Below are 20855 nucleotides of genomic sequence, written 5' to 3' on the forward strand. Positions count from 1 at the left end.
CTTTTCTTTTTGGATATGTTTAAAAAGGAGCTTGTATAAATGCAAACTATGACGATAAAAGAAGCGGAAAATGTATTGAAAGAAATTATGAATGAAGAAGATGATCGCTTTCAACTGTTAATGAAAGATGATCGAAAAGGTGTTCAAAAGCTCGTTTTGAAGTGGTATAAACAAAAAGAGTTAGAACAGAAAGAAAAAGAGAAGTTTTTTGAAATGTCCAAGTATGAAAATGCTTTGCGTGAAAAAGGGGTCACATATATCGCGGGTATTGATGAAGTAGGGCGTGGGCCATTGGCTGGGCCTGTTGTGACGGCAGCTGTCGTTCTTCCTGAGGATTTTTATATTCCAGGGTTAAATGACTCGAAAAAGTTGAGTGAAGCGAAACGTGAGCGTTTTTATGATGAAATAAAAGTACAAGCAATTGCAATTGGAGTAGGAATTGTATCACCGCAAGTTATTGATGATATTAATATTTACCAAGCAACGAAACAAGCGATGTTAGATGCAGTTGCAAATTTATCTTGTACACCCCAACATTTATTAATTGATGCGATGAAGCTTCCTACACCAATTCCGCAAACATCAATTATTAAAGGTGATGCGAAAAGTGTTTCGATTTCAGCAGCATCCATTATAGCAAAAGTAACGAGAGATCGTATGATGAAAGAACTGGGAGAGAAGTATCCTGAATATGGATTTGAGCAACATATGGGATATGGCACAAAGCAACATTTAGAGGCAATTGAAGTGCATGGAGTACTAGATGAACACCGCAAGTCATTCGCACCAATTAAAGATATGATTCAAAAATAAGCTGTAAATATACAGCTTATTTTTTTATTTTGGCATATAAACATTACTATTTTCGAAAAAGAATAAAGCGATTTCAGTTTTCTGACACTTTATTGTAGACAGCGTGCCAATCATCTTATACAATGGCAATGTAATGTTTTTTAAACATTAAAAAACTTTTCGAGTAAAACAGGAAAACAGGGGAGGATGGGACCATGAATATCCATGAGTACCAAGGTAAGGCAGTCCTTAGAAGCTATGGGGTTAGCGTTCCGAACGGGAAGGTTGCATTTACAGTAGAAGAAGCTGTAGAAGCAGCGAAAGAATTAGGAACAGATGTATGTGTAGTGAAAGCACAAATTCACGCTGGTGGACGCGGCAAAGCTGGCGGAGTAAAAGTTGCAAAAAATTTAGATGAAGTTCGTACATATGCAGAAAGCATTTTAGGAACTACACTTGTGACACATCAAACAGGTCCTGAAGGTAAGGAAGTAAAACGCTTACTTATCGAAGAAGGTTGCGATATTAAAAAAGAATATTATGTAGGTCTAGTTTTAGATCGTGCAACTTCTCAAGTTGTTTTAATGGCGTCTGAAGAAGGCGGAACAGAAATTGAAGAAGTAGCAGAAAAAACACCTGAAAAAATCTTTAAAGAATATATTGATCCAGCAGTAGGCTTGCAAGGTTTCCAAGCGCGCCGAATTGCATTTAACATCAATATTCCAAAAGAGCTTGTAGGACAAGCTGTGAAGTTTATGATGGGCTTATATCGTGCGTTTATCGAAAAAGATTGCTCTATCGCTGAGATTAACCCACTTGTTACAACAGGCGAAGGTAAAGTTATGGCATTAGATGCAAAATTAAACTTTGATTCTAATGCGTTATATCGCCATAAAGACATTTTAGAGCTTCGTGATCTTGATGAAGAGGATTCAAAAGAAATTGAAGCTTCAAAATACGACTTAAACTACATTCCTTTAGATGGAAATATTGGTTGTATGGTTAATGGTGCAGGTTTAGCGATGGCTACAATGGATATCATTAAACATTACCACGGTGACCCAGCTAACTTCTTAGATGTTGGTGGCGGTGCAACTGCAGAAAAAGTTACAGAAGCATTCAAAATTATCCTTTCTGACAAAAATGTAAAAGGTATCTTCGTTAACATTTTTGGTGGCATTATGAAGTGTGATGTTATTGCAGAAGGTGTTATTGAAGCAACGAAACAAGTAGGTCTTGAGTTACCTTTAGTTGTACGTCTTGAAGGCACAAACGTAGAACTAGGTAAGAAAATTTTAAATGAGTCTGGCTTAAATATTGTTGCAGCAGAATCTATGGCAGACGGTGCACAAAAAATTGTTTCACTAGTGGGCTAATAGAAAGCGGGGGAGAAAAATGAGCGTATTAGTTAATAAAGATACAAAAGTTATTGTTCAAGGTATTACAGGTTCTCAAGGTTTATTCCATACAAAACAAATGATTGAATACGGTACGAAAATTGTCGGTGGTGTAACACCAGGTAAGGGAGGCACTGATATTGAAGGTGTACCAGTATTTGATACAGTAGAAGATGCAGTGAAAGCAACAGGCGCAAACGCTTCAGTTGTATACGTTCCACCCGCTTTTGCGGCAGATGCAATTATGGAAGCTGTTGATGCAGAAATTGATTTAGTAGTATGTATTACTGAAGGGATTCCTGTATTAGATATGGTAAACGTAAAGAGATATATGGCGGGTAAACATACACGTTTACTTGGACCAAACTGCCCAGGTGTAATCACACCAGATGAATGTAAGATTGGTATTATGCCAGGATATATTCATAAAAAAGGTCATGTTGGTATCGTATCTCGCTCTGGTACATTAACTTATGAAGCTGTACATCAGTTAACACAAGAAGGTATTGGCCAATCTACTGCTGTAGGTATCGGCGGAGACCCTGTTAACGGTACAGACTTTATTGATGCGTTAAAAGCATTTAATGAAGATGAAGAAACACATGCTGTAATTATGATTGGTGAAATCGGCGGTACAGCAGAAGAAGAGGCAGCTGAATGGGTAAAAGCTAATATGACAAAACCTGTTGTAGGCTTCATTGGTGGTCAAACAGCGCCTGCTGGCAAACGTATGGGTCATGCTGGTGCAATCATTTCTGGCGGTAAAGGAACTGCTGCTGAAAAGATTAAAACAATGGAAGCTTGTGGCATTAAAGTAGCTGAAACTCCAGCAGTTATGGGAGAAACGCTAATCTCTGTTTTAAAAGAAAAAGGTTTATTTGAGACTTGTAAAAACTATTAATCTGTTGAAAGACACCTTCTTACTTGAGGGTGTCTTTTTACACTTTTTTCTGTTTACATAATAAAAATTATGGGTAAGGAGAATCAAGATGAAAAGAGAGAGATTATTACATCTTCATTACTTGCTAGCAGATTATTGGAAGGCGATGGAGAGGCTACTATATGTCGATCCAGAATTAAAGAACATATATAAATTTAACGAAAAACAAATGGAACACTACACTGGAATATCCTCGAAAAAATCTTCAGAACTAGTAAAATTTCTTCAAAGTTCAAATCTTCCGCAATATATATCTTATTTAGAGAGAAATCGTATTTTTTATATAACGATATGGGATGAAGATTATCCGCAATTATTACGTGAAATACAAGACCCTCCCTTCGTTTTATATGGAAAAGGAGAGAAAGATTTCCTGAATAAAGTAAATAAATTAGCAGTTGTTGGAACGAGAGAACCATCATTATATGGTCATGAGAGTTTGAAGTTTATTTTACACCCTTTATTAGAAAGAGAGTGGCTTATTGTCAGTGGGTTTGCAAAAGGGATAGATACAATGTCTCATGAGATTACAGTAAGGCATCATCGCCCGACTATTGCGATATTAGGGCATGGATTGTCTTTTATGTATCCGAAAGAAAATAGACATTTATATGAAATGTGGAAGGAATATATATTGTTATTGACAGAGTATCCGCCGCACTATGCACCGAAAAAGTGGTATTTTCCAAAAAGGAACCGGATTATTAGTGGTATAAGTAAAGGTGTTTTAGTTGTAGAAGCGAAATCGAGAAGTGGAACACTTATTACTGCAGACCTTGCGTTAGAGCAAAATAGAGAGGTGTTTGCGCTTCCTGGACCTATATTTATAGAGGGGGCATCGGGAACGAATCATCTTATTCAGCAAGGAGCAAAACTAGTAAGAAATGCAGAAGATATCTTGGAAGAGATTTTAAATTAACCTTATATTTTTATGTTTTTATTAAACAATTATTGACAAATGGTAGATTGGCACTGTATGGTATATTCATTCTTGATTGACAAAAACAAGAGAAATCAATAAGATTAATGAAGACTTGAATCCACCTCTTAAGGAGGCACTAGCATGTCAGATTACCTCGTAATCGTGGAGTCGCCTTCTAAGGCGAAGACCATTGAGAAATATTTAGGGAAAAAATACAAAGTTGTCGCGTCTATGGGACATGTTCGCGATTTGCCAAAAAGTCAAATGGGGATAGAAGTAAAGAACAACTTCACCCCGAAGTATATTACCATTCGTGGTAAAGGTCCCGTCTTAAAAGATTTAAAATCAGCGGCGAAAAAAGCAAAGAAAGTCTATCTCGCGGCCGATCCAGACCGTGAAGGGGAAGCAATTGCTTGGCATTTAGCGAATACGTTAAATGTGGACGTTGAATCAGATTGTCGGGTTGTGTTTAATGAGATTACGAAAGATGCAATCAAAGAATCATTTAAACATCCTCGTGCAATTAATATGGATTTAGTGGATGCACAACAAGCAAGACGTATACTTGATCGTCTTGTTGGTTACAATATTAGTCCTTTATTATGGAAGAAAGTAAAAAAAGGATTAAGTGCAGGACGTGTACAATCTGTAGCAGTTCGTTTAATCATCGAGCGTGAAAGGGAAATTCAAAACTTTGAACCTGAAGAATTCTGGACAATTAAAACAGAATTTGTAAAAGGAAAAGACACATTTGAAGCAAGCTTTTACGGTGTAGATGGTGAAAAAGTTCAATTAACAAATGAAACGCAAGTGAATGAAATAATTGAACAGATGAAAGACAATGCGTTTTCAGTTGAAAATGTAACGCGCAAAGAGCGAAAACGTAATCCTGCATTACCGTTTACAACATCTTCCTTGCAACAAGAAGCAGCACGTAAGTTAAACATGCGAGCAAAGAAAACAATGATGCTTGCACAGCAATTGTATGAAGGGATAGATCTTGGAAAACAAGGAACTGTAGGTCTTATTACGTATATGAGAACTGATTCAACACGTATCTCAGAAACAGCTCAAACAGAGGCTCGTACTTACATCACTGAAGCGTATGGTACGGAATACATAGGAACAGAAAAGAAGAAAGAAACGAAAAAGTCAAATGCACAAGATGCGCATGAGGCAATTCGTCCTACTTCAGTAATGAGAAAGCCAGAGGAACTAAAAAGTTTCTTAGGTCGTGATCAACTTCGATTATATAAATTGATTTGGGAGCGATTTGTTGCAAGTCAAATGGCGTCTGCTATAATGGATACTGTGACAGCGAGACTCATTAATAACAATGTTCAGTTCCGTGCAAGTGGATCGGTTGTAAAGTTCCCAGGATTTATGAAAGTGTATGTAGAGTCAAAAGATGATGGTGCTGAAGAAAAGGATAAGATGTTGCCACCTTTAGAAGTAGGGGAAACTGTATTTTCAAAGGATTTAGAACCAAAGCAACATTTTACACAACCTCCTCCGCGCTATACAGAGGCTCGCCTAGTAAGAACACTTGAAGAACTTGGAATTGGAAGACCGTCAACATATGTACCTACACTTGAAACAATTCAAAAGCGTGGGTATGTAGGTTTGGATAATAAACGCTTCGTTCCGACTGAACTTGGTGAAATAGTAATTGAACTTATTTTAGAGTTTTTCCCAGAAATTATTAACATTGAATTTACTGCCAATATGGAGCAAAGCCTTGATGAAGTAGAAGAAGGAAATGCGAATTGGGTAAAAATTGTTGATGATTTCTACGTAGGTTTTGAACCGCGTTTAGAAAAAGCGGAAAAAGAAATGCGTGAAGTGGAAATTAAAGATGAACCAGCTGGGGAAGATTGTGAATTATGTAATCACCCAATGGTCTTTAAAATGGGTAAATACGGGAAATTTATGGCTTGCTCGAATTTCCCAGATTGTCGTAATACAAAGCCGATTGTGAAAGAAATCGGTGTTACTTGTCCAAAGTGTGATAAGGGTCAAATTATTGAACGCCGTAGTAATAAAAAGAAACGTCTTTTCTATGGGTGCGGTACGTATCCGGAATGCGACTTTGTATCTTGGGATAAGCCAATTGGTCGTAAGTGTCCGAAGTGCGAAGGCATGCTTGTAGAGAAAAAGTTGAAAAAAGGCGTGCAAGTACAATGTATTTCGTGCGATTATGAAGAAGAACAACAAATGTGAGCGTAACTGCTCACATTTTTTTCGGGAAGAAAAGGAAAGGTGATATAAATGACAACACAAGTAGTAAACGTCATTGGCGCAGGTCTTGCAGGAAGTGAAGCGGCTTACCAAATTGCAAAACGTGGTGTCCAAGTTAGATTATATGAAATGAGACCGGTAAGGCAAACGCCAGCTCATCACACAGATAAATTCGCTGAATTAGTATGTAGTAACTCACTTCGTGCAAACACTTTAACAAATGCAGTTGGAGTTATTAAAGAGGAAATGCGCTTAATGGATTCTGTAATTATTCGTGCGGCGGATGAGTGCTCTGTACCAGCTGGAGGTGCTTTAGCTGTAGATCGTCATGAGTTCGCAGCTAAAGTAACAGAATACGTAAAGAACCATCCAAATGTAACTGTAATGAATGAAGAAATTACAGATATTCCAGAGGGACCGACAATTATTGCTACAGGTCCATTAACATCTCCTGATCTTTCTGCAAAATTGAAAGAATTAACAGGAGAAGATTATTTCTACTTCTATGATGCTGCAGCCCCAATCGTAGAAAAAGACAGTATTGACATGAATAAAGTATATTTAAAATCGCGTTATGACAAAGGTGAAGCTGCATATTTAAATTGCCCAATGACAGAAGAAGAGTTTGATCGTTTTTATGAGGCTCTAATTGCTGCTGAGACAGTGCCTTTAAAAGAGTTTGAAAAAGAAATTTTCTTTGAAGGTTGTATGCCAGTAGAAGTTATGGCAAGTAGAGGGAGACAGACGTTAGTATTTGGACCTATGAAACCTGTTGGATTGGAAGATCCAAAAACAGGGAAAACGCCATATGCTGTTGTTCAGTTACGTCAAGATGATGCAGCGGGAACTTTATACAATATCGTAGGTTTCCAAACTCATTTAAAGTGGGGACCGCAAAAAGAAGTGCTACAGTTAATTCCGGGATTGGAAAATGCAGAGATTGTACGTTATGGTGTAATGCATCGTAATACGTTTATTAATTCACCTAATTTGCTTCGTCCAACATATCAATATAAACAACGTGATGATTTATTCTTCGCTGGTCAAATGACTGGAGTAGAGGGATATGTTGAATCAGCAGCATCAGGATTATTAGCAGGAATTAATGCTGCGCGTCTTGTGCAAGGTGAAGAGCCAGTTGTATTACCGCCAGTAACTGCGATGGGTAGCATGGCAAATTACATTACGGCAACGAACGCTAAAAACTTCCAGCCGATGAATGCGAACTTCGGTCTATTTGCACCGTTAGAGAAGAAGATTAAAAAGAAAGCAGAACGAAATGAAGCGTACGCAGCACGCGCTTTAGAAACGATTCGAAATTTTGTAAATATTTAGTTAAATTTCTTGCAAAGGCTACTAAGTTGTGATACGATTTAGTAGCCTTTATTGAGGTGAGTTGTGTGAATGTGAAGAAATTGTTACAATTATTCGTTGGATATTTACAAATTGAAAGAAATTATTCAAAATATACAATTGCAAGTTATCAAAATGATTTAGAACATTTTGTGCAATTTATGGAACGAGAAGGCATATCCTCTTTTTTAGACGTTACATACGCGGATGTTCGTTTGTACTTAACGACGTTGCACGATGAAAAGTTAGCCCGTAAATCTGTCGCAAGAAAAGTATCAAGCTTACGAAGTTTATATCGTTTTTTGATGCGTGAAGGTTATCGAAAGGATAATCCGTTTGCACTTGCGTCACTCCCCAAAAAAGAATTGTCAATCCCAAAGTTTTTATATGCTGAAGAGTTAGAGGAATTATTTGAAGTTTCTGACACGGAAACGCCATTAGGCCAAAGGAATCAAGCTTTATTAGAGTTGATGTATGCGACTGGGATCCGTGTGAGTGAATGTGTCAATTTACAACTTACCGATATTGACTTTGCGGTGGGAACAATTTTAGTAATGGGAAAAGGAAAAAAACAAAGGTATATTCCGTTCGGAAGCTATGCGCAAGATTCTTTAATTACTTATATAGAGAATGGGAGAAAACAGTTAGTTAATAAGACTGACGAAGATTCTCATATGGTATTTTTAAATGCGAAAGGTACACCGCTAACAAGTCGTGGGGTTCGTTATGTTTTAAATGAACTCATTAAAAAGGCTTCGCTGACAATGCGGATAAGTCCCCATATGTTAAGGCATACATTTGCTACACATATGCTAGATGAAGGGGCGGATTTACGTACTGTACAGGAGCTATTAGGCCATGAAAATTTGTCGACGACACAAATTTATACGCATGTCTCTAAAGAAAGATTGCGTTCTGTTTACATGAAGCATCACCCGCGGGCATAAATTGCTTTAAAAGCTATAAAAACAAATAAAGGAGTTTTTTCTATGGGAAATTTCCACGCTACAACGATATTTGCAGTTCATCATAATGGAGAATGTGCAATGGCTGGAGATGGCCAAGTGACAATGGGAAATGCTGTTGTAATGAAACATACAGCTCGTAAAGTTCGTAAACTTTTCCAAGGTAAAGTTTTAGCTGGTTTCGCAGGATCAGTTGCTGACGCATTTACTCTTTTTGAAATGTTTGAAGGGAAATTAGAAGAGTATAATGGCAACTTGCAGCGTGCTGCTGTTGAAATGGCAAAACAATGGCGTGGCGATAAAATGTTACGTCAGCTAGAAGCGATGCTCATTGTCATGGATAAAACAACTATGCTCCTTGTTTCAGGTACAGGAGAAGTGATTGAACCGGATGATGGTATTTTAGCAATTGGATCTGGTGGGAATTATGCACTTTCTGCAGGTCGTGCTTTAAAGCAATATGCAAGTGAACACTTAACAGCGAAGCAAATTGCGAAAGCGAGTTTAGAGATTGCTGGCGATATTTGTGTTTATACGAATCACAACATAATTGTTGAAGAATTGTAGAATCGTAAGGGAGGCATTTTATATGCATTTACATTTTACTCCGCGCCAAATTGTGGAAAAATTAGATCAATACATCATCGGTCAAAAAGACGCAAAGAAAGCGGTTGCTGTAGCGTTGAGAAATCGATATCGCCGCAGTAAATTAGCTGAAAATTTACGTGACGAAATTGCACCTAAAAATATTTTAATGATTGGACCGACAGGTGTTGGGAAAACAGAGGTAGCACGACGAATGGCGAAACTCGTTGGAGCACCTTTTATTAAGGTTGAGGCTACAAAATTCACAGAAGTTGGATATGTGGGTAGAGATGTAGAGTCGATGGTACGTGACTTGGTGGAAACATCGGTTCGTATCGTAAAAGAAGAAATGGTAGTGAAAGTTCAAGATAAAGCAGAAGAGCAAGCGAATCAACGTCTTGTTGAAATTTTAGTGCCGAGTCCGGAGAAGCAATCTGGATTCAAAAATCCATTAGAGATGCTTTTTGGAGGCGCTCAAAATTCGAATCAAACGTCTGATACACAAGAAGATGTTGAAATCGAAAAGAAACGTCAAGATGTAGAGAGAAAGCTTGCTGCAGGGCTTCTTGAAGAAGAAATTGTATCGATTGAAGTGACTGAACAACAGTCTTCCATGTTTGATATGTTACAAGGAACTGGCATGGAACAAATGGGAATGAATTTCCAAGATGCGCTAGGAAGTTTTATGCCGAAAAAAACGAAAAAACGTAAACTTTCTGTAAAAGAAGCAAGAAAACTCTTGACAAATGAAGAGGCACAGCGCTTAATTGATATGGATGAAGTTACACAAGAGGCTGTTTATCGTGCTGAACAGCTCGGGATTATTTTTATCGATGAAATTGACAAAATTGCTGGTAAGCAGTCGAATAGCGTAGATGTATCACGTGAAGGTGTGCAACGTGACATTCTGCCAATTGTAGAAGGGTCGAATGTTGCGACAAAATACGGATCAGTAAAAACGGATTATATTTTATTCGTTGCAGCTGGAGCGTTCCATATGTCTAAACCGTCGGATTTAATTCCGGAATTGCAAGGGAGATTTCCGATTCGAGTAGAATTAACAAAATTATCGACAGACGATTTTGTTAAAATATTAATCGAGCCTGACAATGCGTTAATTAAACAATATATGGCATTATTAGCGACTGAAGGTATAGAAATTGAATTTTCAGACGAAGCTATTCGTAAGATTGCTGAGATTGCTTATCAAGTTAATCAGGATACAGATAATATTGGAGCAAGAAGACTTCATACGATTATGGAGAAGCTCCTTGAAGATTTATCGTTTGAAGCATCTGAAATTACGTTAGAGAAAATAACGATAACACCTCAATACGTTGAGGAGAAATTAGCAACAATTGCTAAAAATAAAGATGTGAGCCAGTTTATTTTGTAATAGTGTCATCAGGTGACTCGCCCTAGTTTCCAAGTGATGAAAAAATATGTGAGTAACATGTAGGAGGAACTTTTGAAATGGAATTATTAGCAAAAACGAGAAAATTAAATGCGTTATTACAGAGCGCAGCAGGGAAGCCTGTAAACTTTAGAGAAATGTCTGACACAATGTGTGAAGTAATCGAAGCAAACGTATTCGTAGTTAGCCGTCGTGGTAAATTACTAGGTTATGCAATTCACCAACAAATCGAAAACGAACGCATGAAGCAAATGCTTGCAGAACGTCAATTCCCAGAAGAATATACACAAAGCTTATTCAACATTACAGAAACATCTTCAAACTTAGATGTGAACAGTGCTTACACAGCATTCCCAGTAGAAAACAGAGAATTATTCGGTCAAGGTTTAACTACAATCGTACCAATCGTTGGTGGCGGTGAGCGTCTAGGTACATTAGTATTAGCTCGTCTTGGTCAAGAGTTCTTAGATGATGATTTAATCCTTGCTGAGTACAGCTCAACTGTTGTAGGTATGGAAATCTTACGTGAAAAAGCAGAAGAAATCGAAGAGGAAGCGCGTAGTAAAGCTGTTGTTCAAATGGCAATCAGCTCATTATCTTACAGTGAGTTAGAAGCAATTGAGCATATCTTCGAAGAATTAAATGGAACAGAAGGTTTACTTGTTGCAAGTAAAATTGCTGATCGCGTAGGAATTACTCGCTCTGTAATCGTAAATGCACTACGTAAATTAGAAAGTGCTGGTGTTATTGAGTCTCGCTCTTTAGGTATGAAAGGAACATACATTAAAGTGCTAAACGACAAGTTTCTACAAGAACTTGCTAAATTAAAAACAAACTAATTTATAAAAAACTCTCCTCAATTGAGGAGAGTTTTTTTGTGCAATGGATAGAAGATGCTTGTGAAAAGTGTCATAAGCGTTTTTTCTGGGAAAACTATTAATTGTATTTACTTTTTTGCTTAAAAGAAAAGAAGGTTGGTAATACTAGAATTCGAGTATGAACAAAGAAAGTTTTACATTGTTCGCATTTTCGACTTGATTGTAATATTTCAGTATGATATAGTAAGCAGTGGTGTCAGTACAAAGTACACACGTTTACTGATTTAAGTGTTGGTGCTACGTTTGTAGTTTCGCTTAGAGATGAAGTAAACGGAGGATATCAAAAACCATTTAGGAGGAACTATATTATGTCAGTAATTTCTATGAAGCAATTGCTTGAAGCTGGTGTTCATTTCGGACATCAAACTCGTCGTTGGAACCCAAAAATGAAGCGTTACATTTTCACAGAGCGTAACGGTATCTACATCATCGACTTACAAAAAACTGTGAAAAAAGTTGAGGAAGCTTACAGAACGATGCGCGACATCGCTGCTGAAGGCGGAGACATCTTATTCGTAGGTACTAAAAAACAAGCACAAGAAGCTATTAAAGAAGAAGCAACTCGTGCTGGTATGTACTTCGTTAACCAACGTTGGTTAGGTGGAACTTTAACAAACTTCCAAACAATCCAAAAGCGTATCAAGCGTCTTAAAGACATCGAAAGAATGCAAGAAGATGGTACTTTCGAAGTACTTCCTAAGAAAGAAGTTGTTCAACTTAAAAAAGAGTTAGAGCGTCTTGAGAAATTCTTAGGCGGTATTAAAGATATGAAAGGTCTTCCAAGTGCATTATTCGTAGTAGACCCTCGTAAAGAGCGTATTGCAGTTGCTGAAGCACGCAAATTACACATTCCAATCATCGGTATCGTTGATACAAACTGTGATCCAGACGAAATCGATCACGTTATCCCAGCAAACGATGATGCAATTCGTGCTGTAAAACTTCTTACATCTAAAATGGCAGACGCGATCCTTGAAGCAAAACAAGGTGAAGAAACTGTTACTGCGTAACAAAGTTGGAAAGGTGATAAGGGGTTCGGCCTTTTATCACCTTTTTTAAGGTATAAACACCTTTATAAAAGGTATAAATACATATTTTAGGAGGATGAAAAGTATGGCAATCACTGCTCAAATGGTAAAAGAATTACGTGAAAAAACTGGCGCAGGTATGATGGACTGCAAAAAAGCTTTAACAGAAACTAACGGCGACATGGAGAAGGCAATTGACTTCTTACGTGAAAAAGGTATTGCGAAAGCTGCTAAAAAAGCAGACCGCATTGCTGCTGAAGGTTTAACTTTCATCGAAACAAACGGTAACGACGCTTTAATCTTAGAATTAAACTCTGAAACTGATTTCGTTGCGAAAAACGAAGGTTTCCAAACACTAATTAAAGAATTAGCTGCTCACTTATTAACTAACAAACCAGCTAACGTTGAAGAAGCTATGGCTCAAACAATGGAAAACGGTAAAAAAGTTGAAGAGCACATCAACGAAGCAATCGCTAAAATTGGTGAAAAACTTACACTTCGTCGTTTCGAAATCGTATCAAAAACTGATGCAGATGCATTCGGCGCTTACCTACACATGGGTGGACGCATTGGTGTATTAACAGTTCTTGAAGGTTCTACTGATGAAGCTGCTGCTAAAGATGTTGCAATGCACATCGCTGCAGTTAACCCTAAATACATCGACCGCGATGCTGTAACAGCTGAAGAAGTTGAGCATGAGCGTCAAGTATTAACACAACAAGCATTAAACGAAGGCAAGCCTGAGAAAATCGTTGCGAAAATGGTTGAAGGCCGTCTAGGCAAATTCTTCGAAGAGATTTGCTTACTTGACCAAGCATTCGTTAAAAACCCTGATATGAAAGTTCGTCAATTCGTTGAGTCTAAAGGCGGAACATTAAAAGGATTCGTTCGCTACGCTGTTGGTGAAGGTATCGAAAAACGCGAAGACAACTTTGCTGAAGAAGTAATGAACCAAGTAAAAGGTAGTAACTAATACAGATTAGGGAACACATTGTGTTCCCTTTTTTAAAATAAAGATGTAAGCAATTGGAGGTTCATTATGAGTAAACCGAAATATAATCGTGTCGTTTTAAAGCTAAGTGGAGAAGCTTTAGCTGGAGAGCAAGGATTTGGAATTAACCCAACTGTTATTAAGTCAGTTGCGGAACAAGTAAAAGAAATTGCAGAACTTGATGTAGAGGTTGCTGTTGTTGTTGGTGGCGGTAACATTTGGCGTGGAAAAATTGGAAGTGAAATGGGCATGGATCGTGCAGGGGCAGATTACATGGGCATGTTAGCGACAGTTATGAATTCATTAGCTCTTCAAGATAGCTTGGAGAATATCGGAATTCAAACTCGTGTACAAACTTCAATTGAGATGCGTCAAGTTGCAGAACCTTACATTCGTCGTAAAGCAGTTCGTCACTTAGAGAAAAAACGTGTTGTTATCTTTGCAGCAGGTACAGGTAACCCATACTTCTCTACAGATACAACAGCAGCATTACGTGCGGCAGAAATTGAAGCAGATGTAATTTTAATGGCGAAAAACAATGTAGATGGTGTATATAATGCGGATCCATCTATTGATCCAACAGCTACAAAATACGAAACGCTTACTTACTTAGATGTATTAAAAGAAGGTTTAGGTGTAATGGATTCTACAGCTTCTTCTCTATGTATGGATAATGATATTCCATTAATTGTATTCTCAGTTATGGAAAAAGGTAATATTAAACGTGCCGTTTTAGGCGAAAATATCGGAACAGTGGTAAGGGGGAAATAAATATGGGACAACAAGTATTGAAGTCTTCAAATGAAAAAATGGAAAAAGCAGTTGCTGCTTATTCTCGTGAATTAGCAACAGTTCGTGCTGGCCGTGCAAACGCGTCTGTATTAGATAAGGTACAAGTTGATTACTACGGTGCACCAACACCAGTTGTGCAATTAGCGAACATTACAGTTCCAGAAGCACGTTTACTAGTAATTCAACCTTATGATAAAACTTCTATCGGTGATATTGAAAAAGCAATTTTAAAAGCAGATTTAGGCTTAAACCCTTCTAATGATGGAACTGTAATTCGTATTGCATTTCCTGCACTAACAGAAGAGCGTCGTCGTGATCTTGTAAAAGTTGTGAAAAAATATGCTGAAGAAGCAAAAGTTGCTGTTCGTAACGTACGTCGTGACGGAAATGATGATCTTAAGAAGCTTGAAAAAGCTGGCGAGATTACAGAAGATGATTTAAGAGGATATACTGAAGATATCCAAAAAGAAACAGATAAATATATTGCAAAAGTTGACGAAATCGCAAAAAACAAAGAAAAAGAAATCATGGAAGTGTAATAGCGATAACTTCGCAAATATGACCCTCTTCTTAAGGGGGTCTTTTTACACTTTTAGGCATACGTCTGCTTGCTGGAGGGTATGAATGATGTTTAAAAACTTTCCTTTTTTTAAAGGTAAAAAGGACACATCGTTTGATCATCTCGTTGAAGAAGTGAAAAAAGGATATATCCCAGAACATATTGCCATCATTATGGATGGGAATGGAAGATGGGCAAAGAGGAGAGCAATGCCTCGTATTGCGGGACATCATGAAGGTATGCAAGTTGTAAAGAAAATTACAAAATTTGCAAGTAAACTTAATGTGAAAGTGTTAACTCTCTATGCTTTTTCAACTGAGAACTGGAAAAGACCGAAAAAGGAAGTTGATTATTTAATGAAGCTTCCAGAAGAATTTCTAGGTACATTTTTACCAGAATTGATTGAAGAAAACGTACAAGTCCGAGTAATAGGGCAAAAAGATCGTCTTCCTACGCATACACGCAGAGCGATGGAGAAAGCCATGGAAGATACGAAAGAGAATACGGGATTAATTCTTAATTTCGCGTTAAACTATGGAAGTCGAGATGAAATCGTTTCTGCTGTGCAACATATGATGAAAGATAATGAGGAAGGAAAAATTCGTTCTGAAGAGGTAAGTGAAGAAATGCTTTCCTCCTACTTAATGACGAGTTCTTTACCTGATCCAGAGTTGTTAATCCGAACAAGCGGAGAGCTACGTATTAGTAATTTCATGTTATGGCAAATTGCATATTCGGAGTTTTGGTTTACAGACGTGTATTGGCCAGACTTCAAAGAAGAACATTTGCTAAATGCGATTACTGACTTTCAACATAGAGGGCGCAGATTCGGAGGCGTGTAGAAAGAGAGGGTTTGGTAGTGAAACAGAGAATTATTACTGGAGTGGTTGCTGCCGCGCTATTCATTCCCATCGTAATATACGGTGGCGTGCCTTTTACGGTTTTAGTGTATGCACTTGCTTCTATAGGTTTATATGAATTAATTCGTATGAATAAGCTTACGCTTATTTCAGTACCGACAGTTTTAGCTGCAGTATTATTGTGGATTCTTTTAATTCCAAGTAGTGCATCAAAACTGTTTACATGGATTGGATTAGGTAAATTGGAAATCACATTTGTGATTGTTTTATTACTTTTATCATATACAGTCCTTTCTAAGAATACATTTACTTTTGATAATGCTTCATTTTTACTGATGGCAACGACATATGTGGCAATGGGATTCTTATATTTAAATGAAACGAGAATATTAGGAATTAAATATGTATTTTGCGCATTATTTGTTATATGGGCTACTGATTCAGGCGCATATTTCGTAGGAAAAGCATTGGGCAAGAGAAAATTGTGGCCAGAAATTAGTCCAAATAAAACGATTGAAGGTTCATTAGGCGGCATCGTTTGTGGAATTATTGTGGCACTTGTTTACAACGTGTTCTTCCCAGTCGAATCGAATGTAGTAATTTTAATTGTGCTGACAATTATCATTTCTATTTTTGGACAAATTGGTGATTTAGTACAATCTGCTTTTAAACGTCATTATGGCGTAAAAGATTCAGGTACAATTTTACCTGGGCATGGTGGTATATTAGACCGAACAGATAGTTGGTTATTCGTTTTACCAATTCTCTACTTCTTATTACAATACAATTAATAAATGAACGAGGGGTTGGAGTCATGAAAAACATTAGTTTATTAGGTGCAAGCGGATCAATTGGTACACAAACTTTAGATGTATTACGCTCGCACCCAGACCAATTCCGTCTCGTTGCTTTTTCTGTAGGGAAAAATATTGACTACGCAGTAAAGGTAATTCAAGAATTTTCTCCGCAAATCGTCTCTGTGCAAAGAGAGGAAGATGTTTTAAAATTACAATCTGTTTCTGGTAATACAAAAATTGTATATGGTAGTGAAGGACTTTTAGAAGTAGCATTACATCCAGATGCGGAGATTGTAGTAAATGCTGTTGTAGGTAGCGTAGGGTTGTTACCAACACTTCGTGCAATTGAGGCGAAAAAAACAATTGGAATTGCAAATAAAGAAACGTTAGTAACTGCAGGACATCTTGTAATGGAAGCAGCACGAAAACATAATGTTTCGTTACTTCCAGTAGATAGTGAACATTCGGCTATTTTTCAGTGCTTGAATGGTGAAAATGAAAAAAGAATTTCTCGTCTTATTATAACGGCTTCTGGTGGAAGTTTCCGTGATAAAACGAGGGATGAATTGCATCATGTGACCGTAGAAGATGCGCTTCGACATCCAAACTGGTCAATGGGTTCGAAAATTACAATTGATTCTGCTACAATGATGAATAAGGGACTAGAAGTAATTGAAGCACATTGGCTTTTTGGTATCCCTTATGAGCAAATCGATGTTGTTTTACATAAAGAAAGTATTATCCATTCTATGGTTGAATTTGAAGATCGTAGTGTAATGGCGCAGCTTGGTTCACCTGATATGCGAGTACCAATTCAATACGCACTTACATATCCTGATAGATTGCCTCTTTCAGACACAAAACAGTTAAACTTATGGGAAATAGGGACGTTGCATTTTGAGAAAATGGACCAAGAACGATTCCGTTGTTTACGTTTTGCGTATGAAGCTGGAAAAGCAGGTGGAAGTATGCCAGCTGTAATGAACGCAGCGAATGAAGTAGCTGTTGAAGCCTTTTTACAAAAGAGAATTGGTTTCTTAACAGTGGAAGACCTCATTGAAAAAGCAATGAACCATCACAATGTCATTGCACGACCGAGCTTAGAGGAAATTTTGGAAATTGATGCGGCCACAAGACGGTTTGTGATGGAACAAATTTAGCAAAGGTGGTTATGGAATTGAATACAGCGATTGCCTTTATATTAATTTTCGGTGCACTCGTATTTTTCCATGAGCTAGGGCATCTATATTTCGCAAAAAGAGCAGGTATTTTATGCCGCGAGTTTGCGATTGGTTTTGGTCCGAAAATATTCTCATTTGAAAAGAATGAAACGGTGTATACGATTCGATTACTGCCCCTTGGTGGCTATGTAAGAATGGCCGGCGAGGATGCGGACACAGTTGAGTTAAAGCCTGGGAAAAAGGTTGGCCTTGTATTAAATGAAAAAGACGAAGTTGTGAAATTAGTTTTTGATGGATATGAAAAGTATCCAAATGTTCGTGTTATTGAAGTCGAACAAGCTGATTTGGAGCATAATTTAACAATTTCGGGCTATGAAGAGTACGAGGAAGAGCTTCAAACATTCCGAGTGAATGAAAAGGCTCGTATTATTACTGCGGGGGAAGAAATTCAAATTGCTCCGTATAATAGACAATTTGGCTCGAAAAAACTAGGGCAACGCGCTTTAACAATCTTTGCGGGTCCTGCAATGAACTTCATTTTAGCATTTGTTATTTTTGTGATTCTTGGATTTGTACAAGGGGTTCCTATTGACAAACCAATGGTCGGAAAAGTGATGGATAACAGTGCAGCACAGCAAGCTGGATTGAAAGAGAATGATACAATTCAAGCTATTGATGGGAAAAACACAAGTACATGGAAAGATGTTGTTACTATTGTACGTGAAAACCCAAATAAAGAAATTACGTTACAAGTAAAGCGTGATAATGAACAGTTTAATGTGAAAGTAACGCCAACACTCGATAAAGAAGGAAAAGACGAAGTTGGTAGAATCGGTGTGTATTCTCCTGTAGAGAAAACAGTAATGGGTTCTATTAAATCAGGATTTGAACAAACGTACCAATGGACGAAACTAATTTTTGAATCTCTTGTTAAATTAGTAACTGGTCAATTTTCTATTAATGAGTTATCAGGTCCAGTAGGAATTTATAATCTAACAGATCAAGTTGTAGATTATGGGTTTACGCGTGTACTAAGTTTAGCTGCAGTTCTAAGCATTAATCTTGGTTTATTTAATTTATTACCAGTTCCTGCTTTAGATGGTGGCCGTTTATTCTTCTTCTTAATTGAAGCGTTACGAGGGAAACCAATTGATCGCCAAAAAGAAGGAATGGTTCACTTTATTGGTTTTGCATTATTAATGTTACTTATGTTAGTTGTAACTTGGAATGACATTCGTAAGTTTTTCTTGTAAAATAAAGTGAAACTTATAATGAAATAGAGCTCGTAGAATAAAATCCCTCACCTAACTCGAGGTGAGGGGTTTTACTGCGTGTAAGAGTAAAATGAAGAGGTGCAAATAAATGAAACAAAGTATGGTATTCAGTCCTACATTACGTGAAGTTCCAGCTGATGCTGAAATTAAGAGTCATCAGCTATTACTTCGTGCAGGTTTTATGCGTCAAAATGCTTCTGGTATTTATAGCTTTCTACCATTTGGATTAAAAGTATTACACAAAGTAGAACGTATCGTTCGAGAAGAAATGGAGCGCGCAGGAGCTGTAGAATTATTAATGCCAGCTATGCAAGCTGCGGAATTGTGGCAAGAATCAGGTCGTTGGTATTCTTACGGATCTGAATTAATGCGTATGAAAGATCGTAATGCTCGTGAATTCGCATTAGGAGCGACACATGAGGAAGTAATTACGGATCTTGTGCGTGATGAAGTGAAATCATATAAAAAATTACCGTTAACATTATACCAAATTCAAACAAAATTCCGTGATGAGCAAAGACCTCGTTTCGGCTTATTACGTGGAAGAGAGTTTCTAATGAAAGATGCATACTCTTTCCATGCTACACAAGAGAGCTTAGATGAAGTATACGATCGTTTATATAAAGCATACTCTAACATTTTTGCTCGCTGTGGCTTGAATTTCCGTGCAGTTATTGCTGATTCTGGAGCAATGGGCGGAAAAGATACACATGAATTTATGGTATTATCTGATGTTGGTGAAGATACAATTGCATACTCTGACACATCTGATTATGCAGCAAACATCGAAATGGCTCCTGTTGTAGCTACGTATACGAAGAGTGACGAAGCAGAAAAAGCACTTAAAAAAGTAGCAACACCAGACCAAAAAGCAATTGAAGAAGTATCTGCATTCTTAAACATTGCAGCTGACAAGTGCATTAAGTCTATGGTGTTTAAAGTAGATGAGAAATTAGTAGTGGTACTTGTTCGTGGTGATCACGAAGTAAACGATGTGAAAGTGAAAAATGTATACGGCGCTTCAGTTGTTGAGCTTGCTTCTCATGAAGAAGTAAAAGCATTATTAAATTGTGAAGTTGGTTCATTAGGACCGATTAATGTAACAGGTGATATCGAAATTATTGCTGATCATGCTGTAGCATCAATTGTTAACGGATGTTCAGGAGCGAATGAAGAAGGATTCCATTATGTAAATGTAAATCCAGAACGTGACTTTAAAGTAAGTCAATATACAGATTTACGCTTCATCCAAGAAGGAGACCAATCTCCAGATGGAAACGGAACAATTCTTTTTGCACGCGGAATTGAAGTTGGTCATGTATTCAAATTAGGAACTCGTTATAGTGAAGCAATGAACGCAACATTCCTAGATGAAAACGGAAAAACACAACCACTTATTATGGGTTGTTACGGTATCGGTGTATCTCGTACAGTGGCAGCAATTGCAGAGCAGTTTAACGATGAGAACGGCTTAGTTTGGCCAAAAGCTGTAGCACCGTTCCATGTGCATGTAATTCCAGTAAATATGAAATCGGATGCACAACGTGAAATGGGTGAAAATATCTACAACTCATTACAAGAACAAGGCTATGAAGTGTTATTAGACGATCGTGCAGAACGTGCAGGTGTTAAATTTGCAGATGCAGATTTATTCGGTCTTCCAGTTCGTGTTACAGTTGGTAAAAAAGCAGACGAAGGTATTGTAGAAGTGAAAGTACGTGCTACAGGTGAGTCTGAAGAAGTAAACGTAGAAGAACTTCAAACATATATTGCAAATATTTTAAAATAAGAAGAGGTACCTCGTAATGGGGTACCTTCTCTTTCTTTGTAAACGTATTTTGTAAAAGAAGAGGTGAGAAATCTTTCTTTGTGGTACGTTTCAATTTATA

19 protein-coding genes are annotated in these 20855 nt (G+C 37.5%); all 19 read left to right on the forward strand.

What is annotated here, in order from left to right:
* Positions 1–39 precede the first annotated feature (39 nt).
* Positions 40–813 (forward strand): ribonuclease HII, encoded by a 774-nt coding sequence (locus HMAS_RS05360; protein ID WP_001194265.1) that lies wholly within the window; start codon positions 40–42, stop codon positions 811–813.
* Positions 814–1007: 194 nt separating this feature from the next.
* Positions 1008–2168 carry an ADP-forming succinate--CoA ligase subunit beta gene (sucC, locus tag HMAS_RS05365; RefSeq protein WP_001020791.1) on the forward strand — a complete coding sequence of 387 codons (1161 nt, stop codon included), beginning with the start codon at positions 1008–1010 and terminating at the stop codon, positions 2166–2168.
* A 19-nt stretch (positions 2169–2187) separates the two neighbouring features.
* Positions 2188–3090: a succinate--CoA ligase subunit alpha gene (gene sucD, locus HMAS_RS05370; RefSeq protein ID WP_000115178.1), complete on the forward strand. Its 903-nt coding sequence runs from the start codon at positions 2188–2190 to the stop codon at positions 3088–3090.
* Between the two features lie 88 nt (positions 3091–3178).
* A complete protein-coding gene (gene dprA / locus HMAS_RS05375; protein ID WP_000818043.1) occupies positions 3179–4048 on the forward strand; it encodes a DNA-processing protein DprA in 870 nt (289 codons plus the stop codon).
* Positions 4049–4192: 144 nt separating this feature from the next.
* Positions 4193–6271, forward strand: coding sequence for a type I DNA topoisomerase (topA, locus tag HMAS_RS05380; RefSeq protein WP_001286963.1), 2079 nt, complete (start codon positions 4193–4195; stop codon positions 6269–6271).
* 48 nt (positions 6272–6319) lie between these two features.
* Positions 6320–7624, forward strand: a complete 1305-nt coding sequence (gene trmFO / locus HMAS_RS05385; RefSeq protein WP_000213002.1) for an FADH(2)-oxidizing methylenetetrahydrofolate--tRNA-(uracil(54)-C(5))-methyltransferase TrmFO — start codon at positions 6320–6322, stop codon at positions 7622–7624.
* A 65-nt stretch (positions 7625–7689) separates the two neighbouring features.
* Positions 7690–8589: a tyrosine recombinase XerC gene (gene xerC / locus HMAS_RS05390; RefSeq protein ID WP_001101243.1), complete on the forward strand. Its 900-nt coding sequence runs from the start codon at positions 7690–7692 to the stop codon at positions 8587–8589.
* A gap of 42 nt (positions 8590–8631) precedes the next feature.
* Complete coding sequence (gene hslV / locus HMAS_RS05395) at positions 8632–9174, forward strand: ATP-dependent protease proteolytic subunit HslV (RefSeq protein ID WP_000526272.1); 543 nt, start codon at positions 8632–8634, stop codon at positions 9172–9174.
* A gap of 22 nt (positions 9175–9196) precedes the next feature.
* The gene (gene hslU / locus HMAS_RS05400; protein ID WP_000550078.1) at positions 9197–10588 is read left to right on the forward strand and encodes an ATP-dependent protease ATPase subunit HslU; all 1392 of its coding nucleotides are present in this window, start codon (positions 9197–9199) and stop codon (positions 10586–10588) included.
* Positions 10589–10665: 77 nt separating this feature from the next.
* Positions 10666–11445: a GTP-sensing pleiotropic transcriptional regulator CodY gene (gene codY / locus HMAS_RS05405; RefSeq protein ID WP_000421290.1), complete on the forward strand. Its 780-nt coding sequence runs from the start codon at positions 10666–10668 to the stop codon at positions 11443–11445.
* 347 nt (positions 11446–11792) lie between these two features.
* On the forward strand, positions 11793–12494 hold the full coding sequence (gene rpsB / locus HMAS_RS05410; RefSeq protein WP_000111485.1) for a 30S ribosomal protein S2: 702 nt from the start codon (positions 11793–11795) through the stop codon (positions 12492–12494).
* A 103-nt stretch (positions 12495–12597) separates the two neighbouring features.
* On the forward strand, positions 12598–13485 hold the full coding sequence (tsf, locus tag HMAS_RS05415; RefSeq protein ID WP_001018578.1) for a translation elongation factor Ts: 888 nt from the start codon (positions 12598–12600) through the stop codon (positions 13483–13485).
* Positions 13486–13551: 66 nt separating this feature from the next.
* The gene (gene pyrH / locus HMAS_RS05420; protein ID WP_000042668.1) at positions 13552–14274 is read left to right on the forward strand and encodes a UMP kinase; all 723 of its coding nucleotides are present in this window, start codon (positions 13552–13554) and stop codon (positions 14272–14274) included.
* Positions 14275–14276: 2 nt separating this feature from the next.
* Entirely contained in the window at positions 14277–14834 is a 558-nt protein-coding gene (frr, locus tag HMAS_RS05425) for a ribosome recycling factor (RefSeq protein WP_000531501.1), read from the forward strand.
* Between the two features lie 85 nt (positions 14835–14919).
* Positions 14920–15696: an isoprenyl transferase gene (gene uppS / locus HMAS_RS05430; protein ID WP_000971296.1), complete on the forward strand. Its 777-nt coding sequence runs from the start codon at positions 14920–14922 to the stop codon at positions 15694–15696.
* A gap of 17 nt (positions 15697–15713) precedes the next feature.
* Positions 15714–16505 carry a phosphatidate cytidylyltransferase gene (cdsA, locus tag HMAS_RS05435; RefSeq protein ID WP_000813594.1) on the forward strand — a complete coding sequence of 264 codons (792 nt, stop codon included), beginning with the start codon at positions 15714–15716 and terminating at the stop codon, positions 16503–16505.
* Between the two features lie 23 nt (positions 16506–16528).
* Complete coding sequence (gene dxr / locus HMAS_RS05440; protein WP_000790373.1) at positions 16529–17671, forward strand: 1-deoxy-D-xylulose-5-phosphate reductoisomerase; 1143 nt, start codon at positions 16529–16531, stop codon at positions 17669–17671.
* Between the two features lie 17 nt (positions 17672–17688).
* Positions 17689–18945, forward strand: a complete 1257-nt coding sequence (gene rseP, locus HMAS_RS05445; RefSeq protein ID WP_001090243.1) for an RIP metalloprotease RseP — start codon at positions 17689–17691, stop codon at positions 18943–18945.
* Positions 18946–19054: 109 nt separating this feature from the next.
* Positions 19055–20755 carry a proline--tRNA ligase gene (locus tag HMAS_RS05450; protein WP_000814309.1) on the forward strand — a complete coding sequence of 567 codons (1701 nt, stop codon included), beginning with the start codon at positions 19055–19057 and terminating at the stop codon, positions 20753–20755.
* The last annotated feature ends 100 nt before the right edge of the window (positions 20756–20855 follow it).

It is taken from the genome of Bacillus sp. HMA207, assembly GCF_003402455.1.
GTDB lineage: Bacteria > Bacillota > Bacilli > Bacillales > Bacillaceae_G > Bacillus_A > Bacillus_A cereus.

Coding starts and splice junctions, on each gene's coding strand:
- dprA (WP_000818043.1), top strand. CDS start 3,179: ATGAAAAGAGAGAGATTATTACATCTTCATTACTTGCTAGCAGATTAT.
- sucC (WP_001020791.1), top strand. CDS start 1,008: ATGAATATCCATGAGTACCAAGGTAAGGCAGTCCTTAGAAGCTATGGG.
- hslU (WP_000550078.1), top strand. CDS start 9,197: ATGCATTTACATTTTACTCCGCGCCAAATTGTGGAAAAATTAGATCAA.
- topA (WP_001286963.1), top strand. CDS start 4,193: ATGTCAGATTACCTCGTAATCGTGGAGTCGCCTTCTAAGGCGAAGACC.
- sucD (WP_000115178.1), top strand. CDS start 2,188: ATGAGCGTATTAGTTAATAAAGATACAAAAGTTATTGTTCAAGGTATT.
- trmFO (WP_000213002.1), top strand. CDS start 6,320: ATGACAACACAAGTAGTAAACGTCATTGGCGCAGGTCTTGCAGGAAGT.
- dxr (WP_000790373.1), top strand. CDS start 16,529: ATGAAAAACATTAGTTTATTAGGTGCAAGCGGATCAATTGGTACACAA.
- codY (WP_000421290.1), top strand. CDS start 10,666: ATGGAATTATTAGCAAAAACGAGAAAATTAAATGCGTTATTACAGAGC.
- tsf (WP_001018578.1), top strand. CDS start 12,598: ATGGCAATCACTGCTCAAATGGTAAAAGAATTACGTGAAAAAACTGGC.
- HMAS_RS05360 (WP_001194265.1), top strand. CDS start 40: ATGCAAACTATGACGATAAAAGAAGCGGAAAATGTATTGAAAGAAATT.
- pyrH (WP_000042668.1), top strand. CDS start 13,552: ATGAGTAAACCGAAATATAATCGTGTCGTTTTAAAGCTAAGTGGAGAA.
- hslV (WP_000526272.1), top strand. CDS start 8,632: ATGGGAAATTTCCACGCTACAACGATATTTGCAGTTCATCATAATGGA.
- frr (WP_000531501.1), top strand. CDS start 14,277: ATGGGACAACAAGTATTGAAGTCTTCAAATGAAAAAATGGAAAAAGCA.
- HMAS_RS05450 (WP_000814309.1), top strand. CDS start 19,055: ATGAAACAAAGTATGGTATTCAGTCCTACATTACGTGAAGTTCCAGCT.
- uppS (WP_000971296.1), top strand. CDS start 14,920: ATGATGTTTAAAAACTTTCCTTTTTTTAAAGGTAAAAAGGACACATCG.
- rpsB (WP_000111485.1), top strand. CDS start 11,793: ATGTCAGTAATTTCTATGAAGCAATTGCTTGAAGCTGGTGTTCATTTC.